Raw genomic sequence first — 24076 nt, forward strand, 5'->3', positions numbered from 1 at the left:
TATTTGCTCAATGTGTTCGGCTGAGATCGGAAATCAACCGTGGCCGCGATTGCAAAGGCGCTCTATGATGTGCGGTCCTCGTTGGCCTAGCGACTTCGTAAAAAGTGAAAGAGCCAAAATGCTGGTACCATACCGTGGATAAGCAGTTTTCACAGGTTTGGGGGATGGTATGCCTACCATCGCAATCATCGGTGCGCTCGAAAAAGAGGTTGCGCAGATTAAAGAAGAGCTGAGTGGCGCACATGAGGCGCAGGAGGCGGGCTTGACCGTTGTGAGCGGCGAGCTTGACGGTCTGACGGTGGTCGCCACGACCGCTGGCATGGGTACCGTGAACGCCGCTGCCGCAACGCAGCATCTCATCAGCAAATACGCCCCGCAGGCCGTTGTGTTTTCGGGTATCGCGGGAGGCCTAAACCCTAAACTACATATTAACGACGTGGTTATAGGCAAGTGCCTGCGCTATCTCGATACCGACACGGCGCTCATCGCCGAGTCGGCGCCGGGGCTCGAGGAGTTTGTCTCGACGCCGGCGTTGGCTGATGTTGCCGCCGCCGTGCTTGCCGAGCATGGGTTTGTGGACGTATCGCTGGATGTGGCGGCTGCGGAGAAGGACCCCAAGCAGTTCCTGTGTGGCACTATCGCCACGGGTGACCGCTTTGTTACGGGTGACGCCATGCGTAACGCTGCGATTGAGGCAACGCATGCCGATTGCGTCGAGATGGAGGGCGCGGCAATTGCGCACATCGCAGCCAAGAATGGTGTCGATTGCCTGGTGCTGCGCGCTATCAGCGATAATTGCGACGAGGCATATGACGCGTTTTGCGAGCGCGAGTTCGATCTGGATGAGTACGCTCGCACCGCGAGCGGCATCACGCTTGACATCGTTCGTCGTATCGCCGCCGCGCAATAGCACGCCCGTTTTGTAAAAACCTACGACCAAGGAGTGTCCATGGCCGATTCCATTAACTACCAGCTTGCCAAGTTCGTCGCCAGCTACGGCAAGGTTTCGCAGATTCCCGAGTCCACCTGCCCCGAGGTGAGCTTTGTCGGCCGCTCCAACGTGGGCAAGTCGTCGATTATGAACAAGCTCTTTGGCCGCAAGAACCTGGTCAAGGTTTCCAGCACGCCGGGCAAGACGAGCAACATCAACTTCTTCGAGGCCGACGACGTACACTTTGTGGACCTGCCGGGTTACGGTTTCGCCCGTCGCTCCAAGGCCGAGCGCGACCGCTGGGCCGAGCTTATCGGCGACTTCTTTGACTCCGAGCGCAGCTTTAACCTGGTTGTGTCGCTGGTGGACATTCGCCACGACCCCAGCAAGCTCGATCACGATATGATCGACTACCTGCAGGGCAACGAGTTCAACTTTATCGTCTGCCTCACCAAGGCCGACAAGCTCAGCCGTACCCAGCAGGCCCGTCAGGCAGCGGCCATCAAGAAGCAGCTCAACGTCCCGGCCGAGAACGTAATCATCACGAGCTCCCAGACCGGCACCGGCATCGACGAACTAAAAAAGCGCATCGCCGAGGCTTGCCTCTAGTAAGGCTGCAGCCCCTCAAAAGCTCTCATCTATATCACCCCAGTGATAGTTATTGGTAAACTATCACTGGGGTGATATTTTTAGGAGGTCGATATGGAGCTTTGGCACGGGTCGGAGGTTGTTGTCGAGCATCCATCGTTGGATAAATGCAGGCAATTCAATGACTATGGGCGCGGGTTTTATTGCACACCACATGAGGAAATGGCAATGGAATGGGCATGCCGGACCGAGTCTGATGGCATTGCCAATCGATATGAGCTTGATTTAGATGGCCTTTCGGTCTTGGATTTAGAGTCTGGGGAGTTCTCAATCCTCAATTGGCTTGCGATTTTGGCCGACAACCGGGAGTTTAATGTCTCGACGCCGCTGGCACGCGAAGGACTTCGGTATTTGCTGGACAACTGCCTGATTGATATTTCTCCCTATGACGTTATTCGAGGCTATCGCGCTGACGATTCCTACTTTTCGTTTGCAAGACAGTTCGTTAACGGCATGATTTCGCTCAGGCAATTGCAGCGCATTATGTTTTTGGGGGATTTGGGCATTCAATATGCGCTTATGAGTGAGCGCGCGTTCTCGGCGATCAGGTTTCGCGATTGGAAGCAGGCCTCGGGAGCTGAGTTTTATCCCAAACGATTTGAGCGAGAACAGAACGCTCGACGTAAGTACCTGGATACGGTAAACGGATTTGACACCGAGGGTGTCGACATTAGGGATTTGATGGCAGGGAGGGTTGATTTGAATGATCCAAGAGTTAACGGATTGTGGGCCGAGTAGGACATACCCCGTCTACTACCTCGAGGATGCAATGAACAACCTCGGCGACTGCTTTGACTATGCCGTTAACGATTATGGGGCAGAAGGATCGGAAGTTGCTGAACTCTTTTGCCTGAGCGGCGTAGCCCGCGAGTTCGAACGCGGCAACGCATGGGTAGTGTCGGGAAAATCGGGCGTTGAGCTGTTCGCGCTCATTGCCGAAAGGTCCGGCTATCAATCAAGGCCGATGCCAAATCGAACCTACCGATTCGAAAAGACACCGGAATATTGGACAGGCTGGATATTGGCATACCTTCAGTGGCGCCTAGGGGAGTCTTTCGAAGATTTGCTGCATGTCGTTCCATTCGATGTGCTACGCAGTCTGTACTACCCCTGGCACGAAGCCTCGGAGGAACGCGTGACTCGCCTCGTCTGCGATATGGCGAAAAAAGCGTCCAGGCAAACCAAACTTGCGTTAGCAAGAAAGAGGCTCAAGAAAACCCAACAAGATCTGGCATACGAATCGGGTGTGTCACTCCGCTCAATCCAAATGTACGAGCAGCGCCAGAGAAACATCAATGAAGCTTCGGTAACAAGCGTAAGAGCCATAGCAAAAGCCCTCCACTGCAACATCGAAGACCTCCTAGAACCAGTCTTCGAATACAAAGAAACCAGCGCAGCGTAAACCAAGCGCACAGGCGAAGCCTGTCACTAGTAAGTGTCCCTACCTAGCAAGAGCCCCTACCAATAAAAAGCAACTATCAGCCCGGCGCTTTTACAGAGTGTAGGTCCCTGTAGCCGCCGCCAGCGAAGTGAACGTAGGGGAGGCCAGGGGCTTTGCCCCCAAATCTTTCCGCAGGACGGCAGGACCCCCGCCGCACGAAGTGCGCAGCGGGGGTCCTGCCATGTCCGAGGACGATTTGGGGGCAAAGCCCCTGGCCTCCCCGGCGAGTATACGGGACGGCGACTACAGGTATTCGATCTGGGCGCCTTCCGTGTCGCACGTCAGAATATGCGTATCACACTTGGGGAACTGCTCGCGCAGCTTGACCTGCAGGAACTTGGCTACGATGGTGTCATCGGTTACGGCCATGAGGGTTGAGCCCGAACCGCTGATCCAGATGGTCTTGGCACCGCCGTTCAGGCAGGTGTCGCGCACGGCGTTGTAATCGGGGATCAAGCGGCGACGATAGGGCTCCTGGATGCGGTCGTCATTGGCGGCGGCAATAAGGTCCAGGTCGCCGGTCTCCAGGCCGCGCGTCATGCCGGCGATGCGGCCCATTTGCCACACGGCGGTGGAGAGCGGAATCTCCTGCGGCACGACTTTGCGCGCCTCGCTCGTGTGCACCTCGTAGGGCGGAATCACGGTAATAAAACGCAAGCGATCGCTCACCTCATAGCGCAGGCACTGGGGAAGCGAATCGGTTGGCGTAAAGGAGCAGACGGCGCCGCCCAGGATAGCGGGGGCGACGTTATCGGGATGGCCTTCGACCTCGGTGGCGATGCGGACGAGCTCGGCGCGGTCGACGGTGTGGCCTGTCAGCGCGGCGGCAGCCATGATGCCAGCGACGACGCAGGTGGAGCTGGAACCCAGGCCGCGGGCGACGGGCACGTCGGTCTGAATGTCGATAGCGACGGGGAATGCCGGCTCGCCCCAGACGGCCAGAGCATCGACAAAGCTCACATAGACCAGGTTATTCTCGTTTTGGAACTCCTCGGGGCAGCCCGTGATGGTGAGTTTGTCGGCGCGCTCGAAGGTGAAGTGCGAGTAGAGGCTGACGGCCATGCCGAGGGTATCGTAGCCAATACCCAAGTTGGCGCTTGTTGCTGGGACGGTGATTTTGATCATGTGAGTCCTCCTGGCGTGCCTGGCTGTTTAGTTCGCTGCTCGGGCAGTCCTGCGCAAGACGGAAAGCACATTAAGTGCTTTCCTTTGCGTGCGGAACTCGCGACGAACTAAACAACCAGGCACGCTGTGCGCGTTCGTCATCATCCCGGGGGCTATCTGATGGAAGAAGGCGCGCCGGCTTTCGCCGGCGCCTTATAAGGGGTTTTAGTTGGTAGTCATCTTTTTTGCTGCAGACTCTACGTAGTTGGCCATCTCATCGACGTCACAGACGTCTTCGAAGCGGACGGGTTTGGATTCGAGTTCGGCGAGCTGGGTCGGGGCGACCGTGTTGGTGGCCTGCTCGAGCACACGCATGGCCTCAAAGTCGTCCTCGGGAACGTCGAGGCCCAGGGCGTCGCAGCAGGCGCGCGGGAACTTGTAGGGGCTGGCGGTCGAAAGCAGCACGCGGACCTTGGCGCCCTCGGCGGGGGCGACCTGCTCAAAGACGTGATAGCCGCAAGCGGTGTGCGGGTCGATCACGTAGCCGTTGGCGTCCCAGCAGCTCTTGATGGCAGTGCGGACCTCGTCCTCGCTGGCCCAACCGCAGCCAAACACACTTTGGATCTTGGCCAGCAGCTCGGCGGGCACCTCGTAGCGGCCGGTCTGGGCAAGCTGCTCCATAAGGCCGGCAACGAGCTCGCAGTCGCCATCGGACAGGAAGTAGAGCATACGCTCCAGGTTGGAGCTGATAAGGATGTCCATCGACGGCGAGATGGTCGTGAAGAACGGACGGTTGCGGTCGTAGACGCCGGTGGCCAGGAAGTCGGCCAGCACGTTGTTCTTGTCGCTCGCCACGACGAGCTTGGCGACGGGCAGACCCATGCGCTTGGCGTAGTAGCCGGCCAAGATATCGCCAAAGTTGCCGGTCGGCACACAGAACTCTACGGCGTCGCCAGCCTCGATAGCGGCGGCGCGCAGCAGCTGCGCATAGGCGGCAAAGTAGTAGACGACCTGCGGCACCAGGCGGCCGACGTTGATGGAGTTGGCGCTCGAAAGCACCGTGCCGGCGGCCTCCAGGCGCTCGGCCAGCTCCTTATCGGCAAAGATGCGTTTGACGGCGCTCTGGGCGTCGTCAAAGTTGCCGCGGATACCGCAGACGGCGACGTTGTCGCCCTCCTGTGTGGACATCTGCAGATTCTGGACGCGGCTGACCTTGCCCTCGGGATAAAAGACGGTAATGCCCGTGCCCGGAGCATCGGCAAAACCAGCGAGTGCGGCCTTGCCCGTGTCGCCTGACGTGGCGGTGACGATCATGATGCGCTCGGCGCCGCCTTCTTTGGCGGAGGTGCGGGCCATCAGGCGGGGGAGCATCTGCAGGGCGACGTCCTTAAAGGCGCTCGTGGGGCCGCCAAAGAGCTCCATCACATAGGTCTGAGGGGCGTCGGCGCCCGGTGCGGCATCGAGTTTGACGAGCGGCGTAACCTCTTCGCTCGCGAACGTGCCGCGGTATGCTTCGTCGACACACGCCGAAATTTCTTCGGCCGTGTAATCATTCAGTAACATTCCCAACACATCTTGAGCGATTTCAAAGTACGATTTATCTGCAAGCGAGCTGATATCGACCTGCTGGGTGCCGAGCTCGTCCGAGACAAACAAACCCCCGTCGGGAGCGATGCCAGTACGGATTGCCACCTTACTTGAGCACGATAAAGTGCGTCCTCGTGTACTATGATAAGTTCCCATATAACACTGCTCCTCGGATGCCTTGGTCCCAATCGGTGAAACCATGGTATCAGAGCGCGCAAAATAGGTTCGCAGAGGCTTTTTAGAAAGGTAACCTCCAGCCCATGATTAAGATTGCCAAGTTTGGCGGCTCGTCGGTCGCCGACGCCGAACACTTTAAGAAGATCAAGGCCATCGTCGATGCCGACCCTGCCCGCCGTTTTGTGGTGGTTTCTGCCTGCGGTCGCCGTTTTAAGGGCGACACCAAGGTGACCGACCTGCTTTACCTGGTTAACGCGCACGTTAAGTACCACGTGTCGTGCGAGGAACTGCTCGAGGACATTGGCCAGCGCTACTTTGATATCGCTGACGAGTTGGAGCTCACCTATCCCATCCGCGAAGAGTTTGCGGCCTTTGCCGAGCGTGCTCGCTCCGGTGGCTACTCCACTGAGGAGCTTGTGAGCCGCGGCGAGTACTTCACCGCTCGCCTGATGGCCGAGTACCTGGGCCTGCCGTTCCTGGACGCCGCGACGGTCGTTGCATTCCATCACGATGGTACGCTCAGCATGAACCGCACCTCCGAGCTGGTGCAGGAGTACGGTCAGCAGGGCGGCTTTGTTATGCCCGGTTTCTATGGCGCGACGCGTGAGGGTCAGATCAAGCTGCTCGATCGTGGCGGCGGCGATATTTCCGGCTCGATTCTGGCCAAGTGCCTGGGCGCCGATCTGTACGAGAACTGGACCGACGTTTCGGGCTTCTATTCTGCCGATCCGCGTATTGTGCCCGAGGCGCAGCCCATCGCCCGCGTTACCTACGAGGAGCTGCGTGAGCTTTCGTACATGGGCGCAAGCGTCCTGCACGAGGAGGCTGTGTTTCCTGTGCGTGAGGCGGGTATTCCGCTGGTCATCAAGAACACCAATGCGCCGCAGGACCCCGGCACCATCATTAGCGAGACGGCTGACGAGGGCGCGGCTGAGCCCATCATTACCGGCGTGACCGGCAAGCGCGGCTTTGTCGCCATCAATGTGGCCCGCGACCGCACCAAGCCCCGCGTCGGCTTTATGCGCCGCGCGCTTTCGGTGTTCGAGCGCTATGACGTTTCCGTTGAGCACATGCCCACCGGCGTCGATCGCTTTGGCGCCGTGGTGCAGGAGCAGGATGTGCACGATTCGCTGTACTCGCTTGTGGGCGACATTCAACAGGAAGTCGAGCCGCTCGAGATCGAGGTCGTTGAGGGTCTGGCACTTATTGCTACCGTCGGTCGTAACCTGCGCGGTCGTGCAGGTATCTCGGGCCATCTGTTTGGCATGCTTGGCCAGGCGGGCGTGAGCGTGCGTATGATTTCGCAGAGCTGCGATGAGATCAACATCATTATCGGCGTCGAGGAGAAGGACTTTGACCTGGCGATTCAGACCATCTACCGAGCCTTCTCCGACGAGAACGGCATTGTGAAGGTCTCCGACCTGGAGGCTCCTGCGCCGGTCGATCCCGCTCTGGCCGCGCTCAAAAAGTAGCGACTGTTCGGTAGATTTTTTGGGTTATGTCTCAAAATCTACGGCGGGGCGTTTCGTTTCGGTTTCGTTTCGACGGGGCGGGTTTTGTATCCGCCCCGTTCTTGTATAAACTGGGCAAGAATATCCGGCCTGCTTGGCGTGCGGGCGATAGCCACAACCTTTAAAGGGGGAAGCATGAAACAGTACACGGTTGCTATTTTGGGCGCGACGGGAGCTGTGGGCACCCAGATGCTCGAGTGCCTCAACGAGCAGGAGTTTCCGGTCGGTAAGCTCAAGCTGCTGGCGAGCGCGCGCTCTGCGGGCAAGACCGTTGAGTTCCGCGGCGAGCAGGTTGTGATCGAAGAGGCTTGCCCCGAGGCCTTTGAGGGCTGCGACATCGTACTCGGCGCTGCCGGCGACGATATCGCCAAGGAGCTGCTGCCCGAGGCCGTCAAGCGCGGTGCCGTTGTGGTCGACAACAGCCACGCCTTCCGTCTGGATCCCGAGGTGCCGCTGGTCGTGCCCGAGATTAACGCCGATGACATTAAGTGGCACCACGGCCTGATCGCCAACCCCAACTGCGCGACCATCATCGGTCTGGTTCCTACGTGGCCGCTACATCAGCTCGCCGGCGTGAAGCGCATGATCGTGTCCACGTATCAGGCAGCTTCGGGTGCTGGCGCTCCCGGTATGGCCGAGCTCGAGGCTCAGCTGGCCGCTCTGGGCCGTGGCGAGGAGATTCCCGAGCCGCGTGCATTTGCCGCCCAGCTGGCGAGCAACCTGATTCCGCAGATTGGCGGCGTCAAGGAAGAGGGCTTTACCTCCGAGGAGATGAAGCTGCAAAACGAGGGCCGCAAGATCATGCACCTGCCCGAGCTGCGCGTGAACTGCACCTGCGTGCGCGTGCCCGTGCTGCGCTCGCACTCCGAGAGCATTACGCTCGAGTTCGAGCGCGACATTACGGTTGAGGAGGCCCGTGCTGCGCTTGCCGCCGCTCCGGGCGTCAAGCTGGTTGACGATCTGGGTGCCGAGGATGCACGCGATCGCTTCCCCATGCCGATGGACACCTCCGACCAGGACCTGATCTGGGTCGGTCGCGTGCGCCGTGATATCTCGAACCCCGAGGCCGCACGTGGCATCACCTTCTGGTGCTGCGGCGACCAAATCCGTAAGGGCGCGGCAACCAACGCCGTCCAGATCGCTAAGCTGCTCTGCGAGTAGGTTGACCTGTCCGGCGGGGGCCGGGCTTGGTTTTCAGAACGTCCTCGACCATGTGTGGCGCCTTGTCCTGCTCCTTCGGAGCCGCGGACAAGGCGCCACACTGGTCTGCGGAGTGTTCTGAAAACCAAGCCCGGCCCCCGCCTGCGGTGACGCTGCTGCGCGTGTTCCGCGATGGGGCCGTTGTTGGTTGGGGCCGCTGGGCTGATGTGGGGGCACGTGGTTGTTGCGGGCCCTGGTCCGGGCGGCGGCCTCGGCGCTTCGCGCCTGCCGCCTTTGGGGACTGCGGAGCGCTGCCGGCAGCTGCGGCGCCGCGCACCTGCTGCCTTGGGTGACTTTGGGGTCGATTGGGGTTGTCTGCACAATTCGCGGTATTATGTTGCGGAGTTTTGAAAGGAGCCGCTGGTGGTCACGACGACGTTTGCTTCGCCTTTGGGCGAAATCTTGCTTGCCGCTGATGGCCGCGGTCTGACGGGGCTTTGGTTTGAGGGACAGGAGCACTTTGGCTCCACGCTGCTCAAAGAGGATGCGGAGCGTGTTGAAGGTGCCGATGCGGTTTCTGGTGCCGGTGGGATGTCTTCGGTGAGTCCGGCAAATGGTGCGGCTTCTTCGGTGCTTGAGCGTTCCTGGGCTTGGCTGAATGCTTATTTTGCGGGGCAGGAGCCTCGGTTTACGCCGCCGTTGCATATGATTGGCACGGCGTTTCAGCGTGAAGTTTGGTACGAGCTGCTTTCAATTCCGCGTGGCGAGGTCGCTACGTATGGCGAGATCGCCCAGCGTGTTGCGGCTCGACATCGTGTGCCGGGAAATGAGGCACCCGTTGTGTCTCCCCGTGCCGTGGGGGCCGCGGTCGCGCGTAATCCCATTTCGATTATTGTGCCGTGCCATCGCGTGGTTGCCGCCGATGGTTCGCTCAACGGATATGCTGGCGGCCTTGACCGCAAGGAGTGGCTGCTGCGGCTTGAGGGCGCGTACGAGGAGTAACGCTCGAGCACTTTGCATAGCCAAGATGCCGTGAAAGAACGGGACACGCTTTCCGAATGGAGGCTCAGACGGAAACCACGTTCCGGAATTCTGTTATAAAGCGGGATGCGCTTTCCGAATGGCGTCCCGAGCGGAAACCGTGCCCCGGAATACAGCCTCAGAGTGGGACGCCGTTTCCGGTTGAGACCACCTGCCTGGACATCGATCTACGCCCGCTCCTGCAGGGCGTAGATGGACTTATCCATGTTGAATAGGTAAGCCACAACGCAGACGATGAAGAACGCCGGCAGATTACCGAAACCGAAGACCTCGCAACCGATAAGGATTGGCGCGAGCAGCGTGTTGGTGGCGCCGCCAAAGACGGCGGCGTAGCCCAGCGCGGCGCAGAACTCGACGGGCATGCCGAGAATTCCGGCGAGCACGACACCCAGGCTTGCTCCGATGGAGAACAGCGGCGTTACCTCACCACCTTGATATCCTGCGGCAAGCGTGGCGATGGTGAGCGCGAATTTAAGCGCCCAGTCCCAAGGCATGATGGCAATCTTGCCGTTGTCGTCCAGCGCTGCCGATATCAGGTTTGTGCCAAGGCCGCAGTATCGCCCCTGCCACAGTACGAACAGAATCGCCGACAGTGCAAGGCCCATAACGGCAACGCGTATGTAAGGGTTGGGGAACAGCCGCGCTGCAAGGGTCTTGGCATGGGCAAGGCACCAGGCAAAAGCGCCGCCTACCATACCAAACGCGATACCCAACAGCGCTAGCCGTCCAAGACCGGGGAGGTCGAGCGCATACGAGGCGGTAACGGCGACCTCGAACTTCTCGAGTCCTAGGGCGCCGGAGGTCATACTTGCTGCGAGTGAGGCCGTAAGCGCGGGAAACAGCGCGCGGTATTCCATGCGTCCTGCGACCAGCACTTCGATAGCAAAGACCGTGGCTGCAAGTGGCGTTCGAAAGAGTCCGGCAAAGCCGGCGGCCATGCCGATAAGCAAAAACGTGTTGCCGGGGTCGCGGAAAGGCAAGCGTCGGCCGATCCAATGTGAGACGGTTGCACCGATCTGCACGGCCACGCCCTCGCGTCCCGCGCTGCCGCCAAAGAGGTGCGTTCCCCACGTGCTCAGCATAATGAGCGGCACCAAGCGCGGGGAGATAGCGTCTTCGCGCCCGTGGCCTACGTCGAATACTAAGCTCATGCCGCGTTCGGTGCCTTTGCCCCAAGTGCGGTAGGCAAACACGATGGCAATGCCCGCGAGGGCGAGGAGGGGAAGGAGCAGAGTGATGTGCTCGTCACGGAAGGTGCCAATCGCCAGAAGCACGCGACCAAAGAGCGCGCAGATGGCGCCAACGATAATGCCGACGGGGATTCCGGCAGCGCCCATAAGCACGATGCCGCTATAGGTGTTGACCAGGCGTTTAATCCTGCTCGATGTGCTGCTTTCTGACACTTCTCCTCCAAAACAAAAAAGACTCCTGCCGCGGCGTGATACCTAGGAGGCACCACGTAACAGCAGAAGTCATCAGCAACAAGGCGGTTTAGGGTGACGCGACAGCTTAGCTAGCGCACCCAGCGGAGACATTCATTCCGAAGCGGCATCATAGCGGTGGGCGAGGCTTGGGTCAAATGGTTGACTTGGGTAGCCTCAATGCCTCGCCCACACCCGCCATTCCCCCATATAAAACCTGCCAAAATGAGCCTGTCCCTTTTTGGTGGGTGGGAAATGGGTAATACTAAAGAGTTATCCGACCAGATGGGAATTAATCGATGGCCTATATTGAATTCAAAGACGTCATCAAGGCATACGGCGAGGGCGACGCCCGCATCCACGCGCTCGACGGCGCGAGCTTTACGGTCGAGCGCGGCGAGCTCGCCATCATTCTGGGTGCTTCGGGTGCCGGCAAGACCACGGCGCTCAACATTCTGGGCGGCATGGACACGGCGACCTCCGGCAACGTGACGGTGGACGGGCGCGACGTGAGCTCCGCCAACGAGGCGCAGCTCGTGGAATACCGCCGCGCCGACGTCGGCTTTGTTTTCCAGTTCTACAATCTGGTCCCCAACCTGACGGCACTCGAAAACGTCGAGCTCGCGGCGCAAATCTGCCCCGATTCGCTCGATGCCGAGCAAACGCTTTGCCAGGTCGGCCTGGGCGAGCGCCTCGCCAACTTTCCCGCGCAGCTTTCGGGAGGAGAGCAGCAGCGCGTGTCCATTGCCCGCGCGCTGGCCAAGAACCCTAAGCTGCTCCTTTGCGACGAGCCCACGGGCGCGCTCGACTACAAAACCGGCAAGCAGATTCTGCAGCTGTTGCAGGACACCTGTCGCAAGCAAGGCATTACGGTCATTATCATCACCCACAACTCCGCGCTGGCGCCCATGGCCGATCGCCTGATCCGCTTTAAGAGCGGCCGCGTGGAGAGCGAGACGGTCCAGCAAAATCCTGTACCTATCGAGACGATCGAGTGGTAGCGCCCATGGACCAGGATCGCCAAAACAGCCAAAACCGTGATACGGAGCACGTCGGTCGCGACCGAGAGTTCGCGACCTACCGCACTGCCCAAAGTTCAAACGACATGGTGCCGACGGTGTTTCGCCGTGGCATCTACCGCACAATCCGAGGCAGTCTTAAGCGCTTCTTGTCCATCGTGGTCATCACGGCGCTTGGCGTGAGCGTGATGTGTGGCCTTAAGGCGGGCTGCGAGGACCTGTGCGATTCGGTTGACGCCTACTTTGACCAGCAGAATGTCTATGACATTAACGTGCAGTCGACCTATGGCCTTACGCGCGACGATCTTGCGGCCATTCAAGAGGTCGACGGCGTCGAGACAGCCGAGGGCATCTACACCGAGACCGCCTACACCGCCGTGGGTACAACGCGCGAGCGCGTGGTCGTCCAGAGCCTTTCCAGGGAGAATATCGATCAGCCGGTGCTGGTGAGCGGCAATTTGCCCGAGCGTGCCGGCGAGGTCGCGGTGACCTCGCGTTTTTTGAAGGCTTCGGGCAAAAAGCTCGGCGATACCGTGAGTTTTGCCGCCAATGACGCGAGCTCGTCCAATCAAAGTGCCAAGGACCAGTTCGCCGCAGGCGATTACACCATTACGGCTGAGGTCCTCGACCCCACCGATGTGAGCTCCGACTCGACCGTCAATGCCTTTCGCGCTGCTTCGGCTGCGGACTATAAGTTCTATGTGAGCGAGGATGCCGCGACATCTTCTTCCTACTCCGCGGTTCACGTGAACGTCGAGGGAGCTAAGAGCCTCAATTCCTATTCGGATGCCTACACGACAAAGATTAACGAGGTCAAGGGCAATATCGATAAGATCCGCGACGGACGCGAAAAGGCACGTGCTCAAGAGTTGACGGTCGATACGCCGGCAAGTTTGGATGCGGCCGAGCGCCAAGCGAATATGCTCTTTGGGATTGAACAGGACAACATCGATCGTATGGCCGAGGGCAGCGAGGAGCGTGCGCAGGCGCAAGCCGACCTGGACCAGCGCCGTGCCGCCGCCGACCAGCAGTTTGCCGATGTCCGCGCCGAGATTTCCGACCTTGGCGAATGCAGCTGGTACATCCAGGACCGCGGCAACATCGCGAGCTACTCGAGCGTCGAGAGCGATAGCTCCTCGATCGAGGCCATCGCCACGGTTTTCCCGTTCATCTTCTTTATCGTCGCTGTGCTCATCAGCCTCACCACCGCCACGCGTATGGTCGAGGAGGAGCGCACGCTCATCGGTCTGTACAAGGCACTCGGCTATTCACGCGGGCGTATCCTGTCCAAATACGTGGACTATGCGCTGTGGGCTTGCCTGATTGGCGGCGTGCTGGGCAACATCATTGGATTTGTGGGCCTGCCGCTGTTCCTGTTTACGGTATTCGACGACATGTACTCGCTGCCCCAGATGCTGCTTTCGTACGACATCGTGTCCTCGATCGTTTCGGTGGCGCTGTTTGCCGTGGGCGTGGTGGGCGCCACGATTATCGCCTGCCGCCACGAGATGGCCGAGACCCCGGCCTCGCTCATGCGCCCCAAGGCCCCGCGCGCCGGCTCGCGCATCTTGCTCGAGCGCATCGGCTTTATCTGGCGCCGCATGGGCTTCTTAAATAAGGTCGCTGCACGTAACCTATTCCGCTACAAAAAGCGTGCCTTTATGACCATCTTTGGCATTGCGGGCTGCACGGCGCTTGTGATTTGCGGTATGGGCATCCGTGATACGTCGGTCGCGCTGTCGCCCAAGCAGTACGGCCACATCACACGCTATGACCTGCTGGCGGTCGCCAATCCCGACGATTTTTCGCAGACGTGCGCGGCGTTGGATGAGCGCAGTGCAGCCAAGGATTCCAACGTGACCGTGACTTCGACGCTGCCGATTATGACCGACAACGTCACCTTTACATTTGGCGGCAAGAGCGAGACCGTGCAGCTGATCGTGGTGCCCGATGACCGCACGGACGACCTGGACGACTACGTGTGTCTCGAGGACGAGTCCAAAGAACCGCTCGCCCTGCGTGACGGGGATGTGTATTTGAGCAAGAGCTCTCAACTGGTGCTGGGGATCAAGCCGGGTGACACAGCACATGTCCAGGATTCGTCACTCAACGTCGCCAAGGTCAAGGTCAGCGACATTTCGCTTAACTATCTGGGCAACACGCTCTATATGACGCAGAGCACCTACGAGCGCGCGTTCGGTCGAAGCGCGCGCCTCAACAGCATCCTTGCGCTGCTTAAGGGTTCGTCGGCCGATCAGATTGCGTTTACCAACCGTCTTAAGAGCGATGGTTGGATTACGCTGTCGAGTACCGCCGAGCATTGGGAAAACTATGAGGCAAACTTTACGATTATCAATTCGGTCGTGGTGCTTGTGACCTTTATGGCGGCGTGCCTGTCGTTTGTGGTGGTATTTACGTTGTCTAATACCAACATCTCGGAGCGCGAACGCGAGCTGGCGACTATCAAGGTGCTGGGCTTCCGTCGTGGCGAGGTGCACCACTACGTTAACAAGGAGACGCTGATTTTGACGGCGATTGGTGCCGCGCTGGGCGTGCCGCTGGGTGGCCTGCTTGCCGAGAGCTTTACGTACATCCTGCAGATGCCGTCGCTGTACTTTGACGTCGAAGTCGAGCCGCTGAGCTACGTGCTTGCCGTGGTGCTTTCCTTCGGCTTTACGATCATCGTCAACCTCGCCACCAACCGAACGCTCAACAAGATCGACATGGTCGGCGCCCTCAAGAGCGCCGAGTAACCTGCCAAAAAGGGACAGGGTTATTTTGGCAGGTTTTATCTGGGCGAACGCCGGACAACCATTAGGTGGCCCAGCGTTTGCCCCGTTTTGCTGGGGAGGTCTGTCGTTCAGTGCTCTTACTGCCCAATCCAGCGTTGCGCATAGCTCTTAATGTCCTCGGTAAAACCGTCAAGGTCGTCAAGGGTGATCACGCTGTCGATAAGCAAATTGGCTATCTCGCGGTGCATTGTGCTGCGGCGAATGTTGTTTGCGATTACGCCTGAGGACAGCTTGTCTCTATTGAGGCGCTCTTCTAATGCCCAAAATCTACTGGACGCTTCGCTGTCGCCGTTCAGCATCTCAACGTACTGGGCGATGAGCTTTTCCATATAACGTTCTTGCCATTGAGGAAGCATTTTCTTAAACAGCTTCCAGTCGCTTTCGGCTACGTCGCGCATATGTCCTCCGCTCGTCAAACGGGCTTTCCATTTGCCTTTCATTCTATTTGGTTTTCGCTCCCAGGCGTGGATGAGAGGCTCTCTTTAGCCTTCGAGATTGGGCTTGAATGGGTCGTATGCCACAAAACGGGCCTATCTACTACGTTTGCTACCACACCCTCGACCATGACAAAGATTATGAAATTAAAACCGCAGGTAGAGGGCTTGCCATTTTTCGGAAAAGGCGGGTATGGTCGGCCCTCTCGAGTTAAACGTAGTAAATAGGCCCTTTTCTTGGCGCGCGGTCAGCTCAATGCTAATCTCCGTGCCGGAACTGACCCAGTTGTTTGTAAGTTGTGGTGATATACGGACTGTTTGGCGCTTTGGAACTTCGAAACAGTCCCTATCTCACCGCAACTTAGGAGAAGGGCGGGGGTGGTTGGGCGCTGGTGGGTCGGAGCGTGTTAGGCCTGTTTGCGGTGCTTCCATTGTTTGCGGCACCAGCGCATGAGCGCCTTTATGACGGGAATCGTGATGAGGATGATCCATGCAGGATGGGGCTGTCCCAAACAGAGCCACATGTAGAGGAACCAAGCGATGGCGGCTGCCGGGTAGATGGCCTCGATCAGCTTAGACAGGTGGCGCCGATCGATGAAGTCACCAATCGCGTAGTAGACGGGAACCAGAAAGACGAGGAAAAGCCCCATGCCCCATGTGCCGTAGACAATGCCGAGCACCAGATAGGCGAGAGCGACAAGTGCGGGGAAGGGAAACTTGTTCCACGCACGACCGACCTTGGTGTGGAAATGCTTGCCATGATGGTCGAGCTTGTCGTGTGCTTCCTTCCAGCTGGAAAACGTCTCGCCGTCGATGGTGACGGTGCCATCGTCATTGGTATGCACGTTATGTCCATCGTCCTCTAGCGTATCGATATGCAATCCGCCTGGCCCCACATGGACCTCTTCACCCTTGCGCTCGTTAGCCACATGGATGCCACTCCAGCCAACATGGACCTCTTCGCCTTTGTTGGGATCAATAACGTGGATGCCGCGCGCGAGGGAAATATCGACAAGTGGCTTATCGCTGCAATCAGCGTGCTCAGTAGAAGCCTCAGCCTCTTCAGCCCCATCTGGAGCTTTGGTGCCGGCGTTGCTGTTCTGTGCCTCATCATCAGTCTGCGAGTCATCAGTGCTATCCACCGCCTCTCCATACAGCAGTTCATCCAGCGACACGCCATACAGCGCGGCGAGCGCAATAAGGTTATCGGTATCGGGTGAGGATTCGCTGCGCTCCCATTTACTGACAGCCTGACGACTCACACCCAGCTGGGCGGCAAGCGCCTCCTGAGAAAGCCCGGCAGCCTTGCGGCGATCAACGAGCTGCTGCGCCATCGCAAGATCCATAACAGTTCCTTTCATGTGGTGACCGTAATCGAATGAGCCGAGTATGCCGAGAACAACCAGTAGCGACCACCATTTCTAGTTAGAATCTGCTCCAACCCTACCGCAACTACCGGTAGCAACCCCTAACGACCAGCCATTTCAGGACAAATGTCAGTGCTACTCTCAGCTAAGAGCCTGCAACATCCCAAAATCTCAGCCCACGCACTTGCAGCAAGAAGACGAATAGCCTCGGCGAGTATGTAAACGCAGGGCCCTCCGACCCCGCCCGACGATTTCGATTGGCGACCTTTGACGGAGTCAAGGGAGGAGCCAAATCGAAATACGTCGGGCGGGGTCGGAGGGCCCGATGGGATGGATTTCGGCCGAGGCTATTCGTCGCCGAAGCTGATGCCTAATGCCTTGGCCTCGCGCACCAGGTCGCTCTGGGGGTCGACAAACTTGAGCTTGCCGGCGACCTCCTCGAGCGGCATGTGGCACATCTTGCCGTCACGCAGGGCAATCATGTAGCCAAACTCGCCGCGTAGGCAGCCCAGTGCCGCCTCGACGCCGCACTGGGTCGCAAAGATGCGGTCCTGGGCGTCGGGCTGACCGCCGCGCTGCGTGTGACCGGGGATGGCGACGCGGGTCTCGCGACCGGTCTTGGCCTCGATCTCCTTGGCGATGTCGTAGACAATCGACGGGCTCGTACGCTCGGCGAGCTTCTTCTTGTACTCCTTCTTGGACAGCGCCGCGTCCTCCTTGGAGATAGCGCCCTCGGCGACGGCCACGATGGTAAAGCGGCTGCCAGTCTCCATGCGATGCTCAATGGTCTTGATGACGTTATCCATGTCGTAGGGGATCTCGGGAATCAAGATGACATCCGCGCCGCCCGCGACGCCAGCGTACAGCGGGATCCAGCCAACCTTGTGGCCCATGATCTCGATGACGAACACGCGGCCGTGGCTCGAGGCGGTGGTGTGGATGTCGTCGATGCACTTGGTGGCGACGTCGATGGCGCTCGTAAAGCCAAACGTCAACTCGGTGCCCCAGGTGTCGTTATCGATGGTCTTGGGCAGGGCGATAACGTTGAGGCCTTCTTGGCGCAGGCGGTTGGCGGTCTTGGTGGAGCCGTTGCCGCCCAGCATAAACAGGCAGTCGAGCTGCAGCTTGTGATAGGTGTGGACCATCGCGGGCACCTTTTCGACGCCGTCAGCCTCGGGAATGTCCAGGCGCTTGAACGGCGTGCGGCTCGTGCCTAGAATGGTGCCGCCGCGGGTGAGGATGCCGCTAAAATCGGCGGGAGTCATAACGCGGAACCTGCTGTAGATAAGGCCCTGGTAGCCGTCCTCAAAACCATAGATCTCGATAGGCTCTTCGCTATTGGTCATGAGTGTTTTGACGATGCCGCGCATGGTGGCGTTGAGCGCCTGGCAGTCGCCGCCACTGGTAAGAAGACCGATCCTAAGCATGATGAATCCTTCCGGGCAAGTTATAACATGCGCATAAGTTTACCCCCGCACACTGTTGATACAGGGGTAAAACGTGTTAGCTCAAGCGTATAGAAATGTAAGCAACGTCAGGCGAGCGTAAGGTCGACGGGCCTGGCTCCTTACAGCGCGAAGGCGTCGACGTCGCCCCAGTGGCGGCGCAGCGTGATGGCGGCAGCGGGCTCGGTGTTGTCAAAGACGACCGACCACTGCGTGTTGCTGGTGATGTCTTCCGGATTGGGCTCTTGCGCCGCAGCGCGTAGGGCCTTCCAAGCGACTGCCTCGTCTTGGGCGCCGGCACGGGCGTCGAGGACATCGGCGATTGCGACGGCGCGCTCTTTACCATGGCCCAGCTCGCCGTTCTTTTGGTTGGGGAGCACCTCGTCACCATAGCAGGCGTAGAAGTTCGTGACCTGGCGTACGGGCGTCGCCTTGCATGCACGGTCGGGATCGCGCGGATCCCACTCCACCACCCGCGCGTCACCGGCGGCGTCGTTGATAAAGAAGTGGTAGTCGCGTCCGGCCATGGCGTGCATGTCGTAGGCAGAAAGCAGGTTGACGGCCTCTTGCGTGGTGGCGGCACGGTCGAGCACCAGACGGATGGCGAGCGAGGTATTGATGACGGGGCGTTGCGTGTCCTGGTCACAGGGTTTGGAATCCAGGGTGAGCACGGCAATGGACACGCCACATTCGTTGACGCCGTCGAGCTGGGCAAACGGGCCCATCAACGCCGCAGCGCGTCCGCCGACGGAGTCAAGCGGAGTGTTATCGCCCAGGTTGTTAAGGGCGGCAAACCCGATGGAGGCATAGCCGTCGCACGGGTGATTACGCACCAGCAGCGCCGAGGTGTCGTCCTTAAAGTCGTAATTGCGACCGGTGCGCACGCGGCCTTCGGCATCTACGGCGACAAAAGCGCTGCAGGCAAACTGGGGCGCCTGGACATGTGCCGGCACACCGGGCAGCACCTGTGCCACCACGGCATCGATGTAGGCCTGGTCGTCGCGCACGCCAGTGGCGATGATGCGATCAAGATCGTAGTCGTAGGCAATGTCGATTGCGTACAGGTCATAGCCATCCGCGTAGCCGGTCAAGCGTTTGAGTGACGCGGCAGACTTGATTTGTTTGTGATAAACGATGCCGGTGGCAGCGGCAAGGCCGACGGCGACTCCTGCGACACCGCAGGCGATGGCAATGTTACGTGGCTTCATGACGGCTCCTTTCGTCCTGTTAGCGTAATTGTCGCAAAAGGAGTGCGGGCATGATGGCTCAACTTGGCGAGCGGCGCGGGATTAAACATGGAATGAAAGGCACGGCACTGGCGCGGCGGGGTATGCTGGAGGGGACCATCAGCCCAGTGAAAGGGGAGAGCATGACGGATCAGGAAACGCCCGAGCGCGCGCATGTGACGGCCGACGATATCGAGGCCGCCAACGACCTTATCGACTTTATCGAGGCATGCCCCAGCATGTTCCATACGGCGGCGACCATTATGGCCGAGCTCGACGAGGCGGGCTTTACCTACCTGCCCGAGAATGCGGCGTGGGACATCGAGCCGGGCGGGCGTTATTACACGCAGCGCAATACCTCGAGCGTTGTTGCCTTTAAAGTGGGCGAGGACCTGGCCGCTACGTGGGGCGAGGACGGCGTTGCCGGTGACTATCATTTTCAGCTGACGGCGTCGCACAGCGACTCGCCGACGTTTAAGGTCAAGGCCGTGCCCGAGCTCGACGGCGCGGGCGAGACGCTGCGCCTGAACACCGAGGCCTACGGCGGCATGATCGACTACACCTGGTTCGACCGTCCGCTGGCACTCGCGGGCCGCGTGTTGGTACGCGAGGGCGACCGTATCGAGAGTCGTTTGCTCGCTACCGAGCGCGAAGTCGCCATCATCCCGAGCCTTGCCATCCATATGAACCGCGGCGTTAACGAGGGCTTTGCGCCCAACCGAGCCGTTGACCTGTGCCCTCTCATTAGCGCTGGTGACCTTAAGCAGGGCGACTTTGACGCCCTGATCGCCGATGAGCTGGATGTTGAGCCCGAGCAGATTTTGTGCCGCGATTTGTTCCTGGTCAACCGCCAGGATGCGCGCATTTGGGGCTGGGCCGACGAGTTTATCTCGACGCCCAAGCTCGACGACCTGGCCTGCGCCTACACCTCGCTGCAGGCATTTTTGGGTGCTGAGAACGTGCACGACGTTTCGGTCTTCTGCTGCTTTGATAACGAGGAGGTTGGCTCCGAGACCAAGCAAGGCGCCATGTCGACGTTCTTGGCCGACGCGCTGCGCCGCATTAACGGATCGCTGGGCTTCGACGACGAGTCGTACCACCGTGCGCTTGCCGCTTCGATGCTCGTGAGCTGCGACAACGCGCACGCCGTGCACCCCAACCACGCCGAGAAGTGCGACGCCCGCAACCAGGTTGTGCTCAACGGCGGCATCGTCATCAAGGAGGCCGCCAACCAGCACTACTGCACCGATGCCTTTAGCCGCGCGGTGTTCCAGGCTATTTGCGACGACGCCGACGTACCCACGCAGGCCTTCGCCAACAAGAGCGATATGGCCGGCGGCTCCACCCTGGGCAACCTGTCGAACATGCAGGCGAGTATGCACGCTGTGGACGTGGGCCTGCCGCAGCTGGCCATGCACTCGAGCTACGAGACCGGCGGCGTGCGCGATGTGATGTGCGCCATCCGCGCCCTCACCGCCTTCTACGAGCGTGACCTCCATATCAACGGCGCCGAAAGCGTGGAGCTCTAAAACCTGCCAAAAAGGGATGTTTATTTTGGCAGGTTTTATCTGGGCGAATGCCAGCGGCATTACAAGCCGCTGAGTCCCTAAAGCTTTGCGGGTAGAGAAAAAGTCAGCGAGAGCCCGCCTGGGCGAGCAAGGTGCCTTGAAAGAGGAGGGCATTGGCCTTCTGGCCATGCCCGACGATTGAAAGGCAGATTGCCGTCCAGACGGGCTCGTAGCGTCGGCTCATTACGCCGTTCGTTAGAACGGCGTAATACCTAGTGCTCAATCCAGCAGCGTAGCGTCTCGCCAGCCAGAAGATGGCGTAGATTCTCGGCGGCGATGTCGACCACGTTGTTGAGCGTGGCCTCTAGGTGGAACCAGCCCGAGATATGCGGCGTGATGAGCATGTTGGGAGCGTCCCACAGCGGGCTTGTCGCGGGCAGGGGCTCGGGGTCGGTGACGTCGACCGCGGCGCCGGCAAGATGTCCCGACTCCAGGGCGGCAACCAAGTCGTCGGCGACCACAAGGTCACCGCGGCCGCCGTTGGCAAAGAAGGCGCCCGGCTTCATTGCGGCAAAGAACTTGGCGTTCGCCAGACCGCGGGTCTCGGGCGTGCTGGGCATAAAGGATGCGACGATGTCGGCCTCCGCCAGGCGCTCAGACAGGGCATCCATGCCGTCCATGTCCTCAAACACAATGGGGTAGACGAGCGGATGGCGCTTGATGCCGTGGACGTGTGCGCCCATGCTGCGGCAGAGCGTGGCAAAGTGGCCGCCGATATCGCCCGCGCCCAGCACCAGCACGTTGGCATTTTTGAGCGAGGTAACCTGCCCCAAATCCTCCCAGCGATGCTCGCGCTGCAAGTCGTGATAGCCGGGCAGGCGCTTCATCATTGACAGCACCATGGCAAACATGTGCTCGCTTACGGCCTGACCGTAGGCGCCGATCGAGCAAGACAGCTTGGCGTCAGCCGGCACGGTGCCGGCGGCAAGGTAGTCGTCATAGCCGGCGGTCTGCAATTGCAACAGCTGGAGATGCTCGCATGCGGTAAGCAAGGCAGGGTCGATGTTGCCCAAGATCACGTCGGCATCGGCGACCTGCTCGCGCGTGGCGGCGTCGGCGCTCGTGTAGATAAAGTCCTCGCCCGGAGCGCTCGACTCGAGAATTGCGCGATGACGGTCGTTGACGGGCAGCAAAACTAGGATGTTCACAAGCAGTCCTCTCCGCTTGACCTACCAAAAAGGGACAGGTTTATTTTTTCAGGTTTTATCAGGCAAAACGTTCAAAAAAACGCCGGATGCAAGACGAGCGTGCCCGTCAGCATCCGGCGCATCCACGGCTACCAGCTCAGCAACTCGTAGCCGTCCTCGGTCACCACGAGCTGTACCTCGCACTGGGCCGAATCGCTACCGTCCTTGGTGCGCACACACCAACCGTCACCCTTGCTAATCTTGATGTCGGGCGCTCCGGCGTTGACCATGGGCTCGATGGTAAAGACCATGCCCGGGGCCATGATGGTGTCCACGTCGGGCGCTTCGGTGGTAAAGCCCACAAACGGGTCCTCGTGGAACTCCTTACCGATGCCGTGTCCGCCGTACTCGCGCACCACGCTAAAGCCGGCATCCTCGACGGTCTTTTGCACGGCCTCGGCCATAACGGACAACGGCAGCCATGGCTTGACGGCCGCCAGGCCCGCCTCCACGCTGGCACGGGTGACGTCGACCAGGCGCTGACGCTCGGACGAGACCTCGCCGATGCAGAACATGCGGCTCGAATCACTAAAGTAGCCGTCCAAGATTGTGGAACAGTCCACGTTGATGATGTCGCCTTCGTGCAGCACATCCGCATCGCAGGGGATACCGTGGCAGACGACGTCGTTGATCGAGGTGCACACGCTCTTGGGATAGCCCTCGTAGTTGAGATCGGCTGGCGTGCCACCGTGCTCGACGGTGTAGTCGTAGATCATCTGGTCGATCTGGTTGGTGGTCATGCCTGCGGCGATATGCTCGCCCACGTAATCGAGCACGCCCACGTTGATGGCTGCCGAGCGCTTGATGCCCTCGATATCGGCGGGAGTCTTGTAGAGCGTGCGGGGCAGAACCTCCCAGCCCTCTTCCCACAAGCGCTCGAGGCGCTCATCAAAGGCGCTATGGCATTTCTTGTATTTCTTGCCGCTGCCGCACCAGCAAGCGTCGTTGCGGCCAGGCACGGGTCCTTTGTCATACATGGCTAACTTCCTTTCATTTGCAGCTAGTATAGCTCACCCGCAGACCAGCTCATTTGGGACGGGGCTTTTTTAGCTACCCTGTCAGTTGAGGATGATTTGCTGGCGGGCGGCCGCGCTAGTAGCTCACCTGGCAGGGAATGCCGAGGGCGCGCACACGTGCGGCGATCGCATCGAGCGCCTCGGGCGCTGCTTTGGCAAGGCCGGCGATCGGTGTTTCGCGCGCTACCGTGTAGATGGTCGCCTCCTGTGGGCGAATGCGCTCGAGCGCCGCGAGCCAAGGGCCGACATACGCTTCGCCGGTGTTATCGAGGGACTTGCCCTGATACTCGCCGGTCAAAAAGATCGTCTGGATAATAACGTGACCGTCAAAGCTCGCGAACGTCTCGATCTGGTGCTCGACGTCGTAGGGGCCAACAGGCTGGTCGAGCAGCTGGATAAATGTCGGGTCGACGGTATCGAGCTTGAGGATGTTGTCGTCGACCATCATGAGCGCATCGTGCACCTCGGGGCGATCGGTGCGCGTGCCGTTGGAGAGCACGGCGATCTTGGAGTTCGGGGCAAGCTCGTCGCGCAGCGCGACGGCGCCGGCGATGGCCTGCGGAAACTCCGGTGCGGCGGTGGGCTCGCCGTTGCCTGCGAAGGTGATCACATCGGGGAGCTCGCCCTCGGCTGCCATCTCGCGCAGCTTTGCCTCGAGCGCGTCGAGTACCACGGCAGCTGTGTTGTACGGCTCATGGCAGGGGCGCTCGGCGTTGAGGCCGTTCTCGCAGTAGATGCAGTCAAACGTACAGATCTTGCCCGATGCCGGCATCATGTTGACACCGAGCGAAAGGCCCAGACGGCGGCTGCGCACCGGTCCAAAGATGGGGCTGGCATTTAAAAACGTAGACATAGACATATGCTCCTTGGGACAGTTGTGCCTAAGCATAGCATCGGCGCCAAAGTCTGGTTTGGGCTTGTGCTCTTAGGTTTCGTTTTTTCATTCTGCCCTCGATGCCTGCGATATGAAAGGTTTCGGGTCGGGTACAGTTCATGTGTTAACAAGGCACAAGACGATGGG

20 protein-coding genes are annotated in these 24076 nt (G+C 59.6%); 10 read left to right on the top strand and 10 right to left on the bottom strand.

Features of this window, described 5'->3' with window-relative positions:
• Nucleotides 1-169 precede the first annotated feature (169 nt).
• The 4 genes from mtnN to DXC90_RS00020 all read left to right on the top strand — a co-directional run bounded on the left by mtnN (nt 170) and on the right by DXC90_RS00020 (nt 2981).
• Nucleotides 170-910, top strand: coding sequence for a 5'-methylthioadenosine/S-adenosylhomocysteine nucleosidase (gene mtnN, locus DXC90_RS00005; protein ID WP_117734231.1), 741 nt, complete (start codon nt 170-172; stop codon nt 908-910).
• Between the two features lie 39 nt (nt 911-949).
• Nucleotides 950-1540 (top strand): ribosome biogenesis GTP-binding protein YihA/YsxC, encoded by a 591-nt coding sequence (gene yihA, locus DXC90_RS00010; RefSeq protein ID WP_006234871.1) that lies wholly within the window; start codon nt 950-952, stop codon nt 1538-1540.
• A gap of 93 nt (nt 1541-1633) precedes the next feature.
• The gene (locus DXC90_RS00015; RefSeq protein ID WP_117635679.1) at nt 1634-2317 is read left to right on the top strand and encodes a DUF3990 domain-containing protein; all 684 of its coding nucleotides are present in this window, start codon (nt 1634-1636) and stop codon (nt 2315-2317) included.
• 31 nt (nt 2318-2348) lie between these two features.
• On the top strand, nt 2349-2981 hold the full coding sequence (locus DXC90_RS00020; protein ID WP_117635680.1) for a helix-turn-helix transcriptional regulator: 633 nt from the start codon (nt 2349-2351) through the stop codon (nt 2979-2981).
• Nucleotides 2982-3263: 282 nt separating this feature from the next.
• On the opposite strand, the gene thrB is transcribed toward DXC90_RS00020, so the two are convergent.
• Both thrB and thrC read right to left on the bottom strand, forming a co-directional pair.
• A complete protein-coding gene (thrB, locus tag DXC90_RS00025; protein ID WP_117734232.1) occupies nt 3264-4145 on the bottom strand; it encodes a homoserine kinase in 882 nt (293 codons plus the stop codon).
• 204 nt (nt 4146-4349) lie between these two features.
• Nucleotides 4350-5867, bottom strand: coding sequence for a threonine synthase (gene thrC, locus DXC90_RS00030; RefSeq protein WP_117734233.1), 1518 nt, complete (start codon nt 5865-5867; stop codon nt 4350-4352).
• A 104-nt stretch (nt 5868-5971) separates the two neighbouring features.
• On the opposite strand from thrC, the gene DXC90_RS00035 reads away from it, so the two are divergent.
• The 3 genes from DXC90_RS00035 to DXC90_RS00045 all read left to right on the top strand — a co-directional run bounded on the left by DXC90_RS00035 (nt 5972) and on the right by DXC90_RS00045 (nt 9541).
• Nucleotides 5972-7360 carry an aspartate kinase gene (locus tag DXC90_RS00035; protein WP_117734234.1) on the top strand — a complete coding sequence of 463 codons (1389 nt, stop codon included), beginning with the start codon at nt 5972-5974 and terminating at the stop codon, nt 7358-7360.
• A 174-nt stretch (nt 7361-7534) separates the two neighbouring features.
• Nucleotides 7535-8560, top strand: coding sequence for an aspartate-semialdehyde dehydrogenase (locus DXC90_RS00040; RefSeq protein WP_117734235.1), 1026 nt, complete (start codon nt 7535-7537; stop codon nt 8558-8560).
• A gap of 402 nt (nt 8561-8962) precedes the next feature.
• Nucleotides 8963-9541, top strand: a complete 579-nt coding sequence (locus DXC90_RS00045; protein ID WP_233502080.1) for a methylated-DNA--[protein]-cysteine S-methyltransferase — start codon at nt 8963-8965, stop codon at nt 9539-9541.
• A 206-nt stretch (nt 9542-9747) separates the two neighbouring features.
• Here the strand turns inward: DXC90_RS00045 and DXC90_RS00050 are convergent, their stop codons facing one another.
• The gene (locus DXC90_RS00050) at nt 9748-10983 is read right to left on the bottom strand and encodes a chloride channel protein (RefSeq protein WP_199406574.1); all 1236 of its coding nucleotides are present in this window, start codon (nt 10981-10983) and stop codon (nt 9748-9750) included.
• Between the two features lie 317 nt (nt 10984-11300).
• Between DXC90_RS00050 and DXC90_RS00055 the strand changes: the two genes are divergently transcribed.
• Entirely contained in the window at nt 11301-12002 is a 702-nt protein-coding gene (locus DXC90_RS00055; RefSeq protein ID WP_117734237.1) for an ABC transporter ATP-binding protein, read from the top strand.
• A 5-nt stretch (nt 12003-12007) separates the two neighbouring features.
• Entirely contained in the window at nt 12008-14773 is a 2766-nt protein-coding gene (locus DXC90_RS00060; protein WP_233502081.1) for an FtsX-like permease family protein, read from the top strand.
• A gap of 116 nt (nt 14774-14889) precedes the next feature.
• On the opposite strand, the gene DXC90_RS00065 is transcribed toward DXC90_RS00060, so the two are convergent.
• The 4 genes from DXC90_RS00065 to DXC90_RS00080 form a co-directional block, all read right to left on the bottom strand.
• Nucleotides 14890-15210 (bottom strand): multidrug transporter, encoded by a 321-nt coding sequence (locus tag DXC90_RS00065; RefSeq protein ID WP_117734238.1) that lies wholly within the window; start codon nt 15208-15210, stop codon nt 14890-14892.
• 443 nt (nt 15211-15653) lie between these two features.
• Nucleotides 15654-16592 (bottom strand): helix-turn-helix domain-containing protein, encoded by a 939-nt coding sequence (locus tag DXC90_RS00070; RefSeq protein WP_117734239.1) that lies wholly within the window; start codon nt 16590-16592, stop codon nt 15654-15656.
• Between the two features lie 368 nt (nt 16593-16960).
• Complete coding sequence (locus DXC90_RS00075) at nt 16961-18040, bottom strand: 6-phosphofructokinase (RefSeq protein WP_117734240.1); 1080 nt, start codon at nt 18038-18040, stop codon at nt 16961-16963.
• A 140-nt stretch (nt 18041-18180) separates the two neighbouring features.
• Nucleotides 18181-19266 carry a carcinine hydrolase/isopenicillin-N N-acyltransferase family protein gene (locus DXC90_RS00080; RefSeq protein ID WP_117734241.1) on the bottom strand — a complete coding sequence of 362 codons (1086 nt, stop codon included), beginning with the start codon at nt 19264-19266 and terminating at the stop codon, nt 18181-18183.
• A gap of 161 nt (nt 19267-19427) precedes the next feature.
• On the opposite strand from DXC90_RS00080, the gene DXC90_RS00085 reads away from it, so the two are divergent.
• Nucleotides 19428-20813, top strand: a complete 1386-nt coding sequence (locus DXC90_RS00085; RefSeq protein WP_233502082.1) for a M18 family aminopeptidase — start codon at nt 19428-19430, stop codon at nt 20811-20813.
• A 251-nt stretch (nt 20814-21064) separates the two neighbouring features.
• On the opposite strand, the gene DXC90_RS00090 is transcribed toward DXC90_RS00085, so the two are convergent.
• The 3 genes from DXC90_RS00090 to DXC90_RS00100 all read right to left on the bottom strand — a co-directional run bounded on the left by DXC90_RS00090 (nt 21065) and on the right by DXC90_RS00100 (nt 23908).
• Complete coding sequence (locus DXC90_RS00090; RefSeq protein WP_117734242.1) at nt 21065-22000, bottom strand: D-2-hydroxyacid dehydrogenase; 936 nt, start codon at nt 21998-22000, stop codon at nt 21065-21067.
• 128 nt (nt 22001-22128) lie between these two features.
• Nucleotides 22129-23016: a type I methionyl aminopeptidase gene (map, locus tag DXC90_RS00095; RefSeq protein WP_117734243.1), complete on the bottom strand. Its 888-nt coding sequence runs from the start codon at nt 23014-23016 to the stop codon at nt 22129-22131.
• Nucleotides 23017-23131: 115 nt separating this feature from the next.
• Nucleotides 23132-23908: a radical SAM protein gene (locus DXC90_RS00100; protein WP_117734244.1), complete on the bottom strand. Its 777-nt coding sequence runs from the start codon at nt 23906-23908 to the stop codon at nt 23132-23134.
• Nucleotides 23909-24076 lie beyond the last annotated feature (168 nt).

The organism is Collinsella sp. TF09-1AT (assembly GCF_003436895.1).
Taxonomy (GTDB): Bacteria; Actinomycetota; Coriobacteriia; order Coriobacteriales; family Coriobacteriaceae; genus Collinsella.

Bases quoted from the DNA above. Each gene is read 5' to 3' on its own strand.
- DXC90_RS00040 (WP_117734235.1), top strand. From the start codon at position 7,535: ATGAAACAGTACACGGTTGCTATTTTGGGCGCGACGGGAGCTGTGGGC.
- DXC90_RS00060 (WP_233502081.1), top strand. From the start codon at position 12,008: ATGGACCAGGATCGCCAAAACAGCCAAAACCGTGATACGGAGCACGTC.
- DXC90_RS00035 (WP_117734234.1), top strand. From the start codon at position 5,972: ATGATTAAGATTGCCAAGTTTGGCGGCTCGTCGGTCGCCGACGCCGAA.
- DXC90_RS00085 (WP_233502082.1), top strand. From the start codon at position 19,428: ATGACGGATCAGGAAACGCCCGAGCGCGCGCATGTGACGGCCGACGAT.
- DXC90_RS00070 (WP_117734239.1), bottom strand. From the start codon at position 16,592: ATGGATCTTGCGATGGCGCAGCAGCTCGTTGATCGCCGCAAGGCTGCC.
- DXC90_RS00080 (WP_117734241.1), bottom strand. From the start codon at position 19,266: ATGAAGCCACGTAACATTGCCATCGCCTGCGGTGTCGCAGGAGTCGCC.
- mtnN (WP_117734231.1), top strand. From the start codon at position 170: ATGCCTACCATCGCAATCATCGGTGCGCTCGAAAAAGAGGTTGCGCAG.
- DXC90_RS00100 (WP_117734244.1), bottom strand. From the start codon at position 23,908: ATGTCTACGTTTTTAAATGCCAGCCCCATCTTTGGACCGGTGCGCAGC.
- DXC90_RS00065 (WP_117734238.1), bottom strand. From the start codon at position 15,210: ATGCGCGACGTAGCCGAAAGCGACTGGAAGCTGTTTAAGAAAATGCTT.
- thrB (WP_117734232.1), bottom strand. From the start codon at position 4,145: ATGATCAAAATCACCGTCCCAGCAACAAGCGCCAACTTGGGTATTGGC.
- DXC90_RS00020 (WP_117635680.1), top strand. From the start codon at position 2,349: ATGAACAACCTCGGCGACTGCTTTGACTATGCCGTTAACGATTATGGG.
- thrC (WP_117734233.1), bottom strand. From the start codon at position 5,867: ATGGGAACTTATCATAGTACACGAGGACGCACTTTATCGTGCTCAAGT.
- map (WP_117734243.1), bottom strand. From the start codon at position 23,016: ATGTATGACAAAGGACCCGTGCCTGGCCGCAACGACGCTTGCTGGTGC.
- DXC90_RS00075 (WP_117734240.1), bottom strand. From the start codon at position 18,040: ATGCTTAGGATCGGTCTTCTTACCAGTGGCGGCGACTGCCAGGCGCTC.
- DXC90_RS00055 (WP_117734237.1), top strand. From the start codon at position 11,301: ATGGCCTATATTGAATTCAAAGACGTCATCAAGGCATACGGCGAGGGC.
- DXC90_RS00015 (WP_117635679.1), top strand. From the start codon at position 1,634: ATGGAGCTTTGGCACGGGTCGGAGGTTGTTGTCGAGCATCCATCGTTG.
- yihA (WP_006234871.1), top strand. From the start codon at position 950: ATGGCCGATTCCATTAACTACCAGCTTGCCAAGTTCGTCGCCAGCTAC.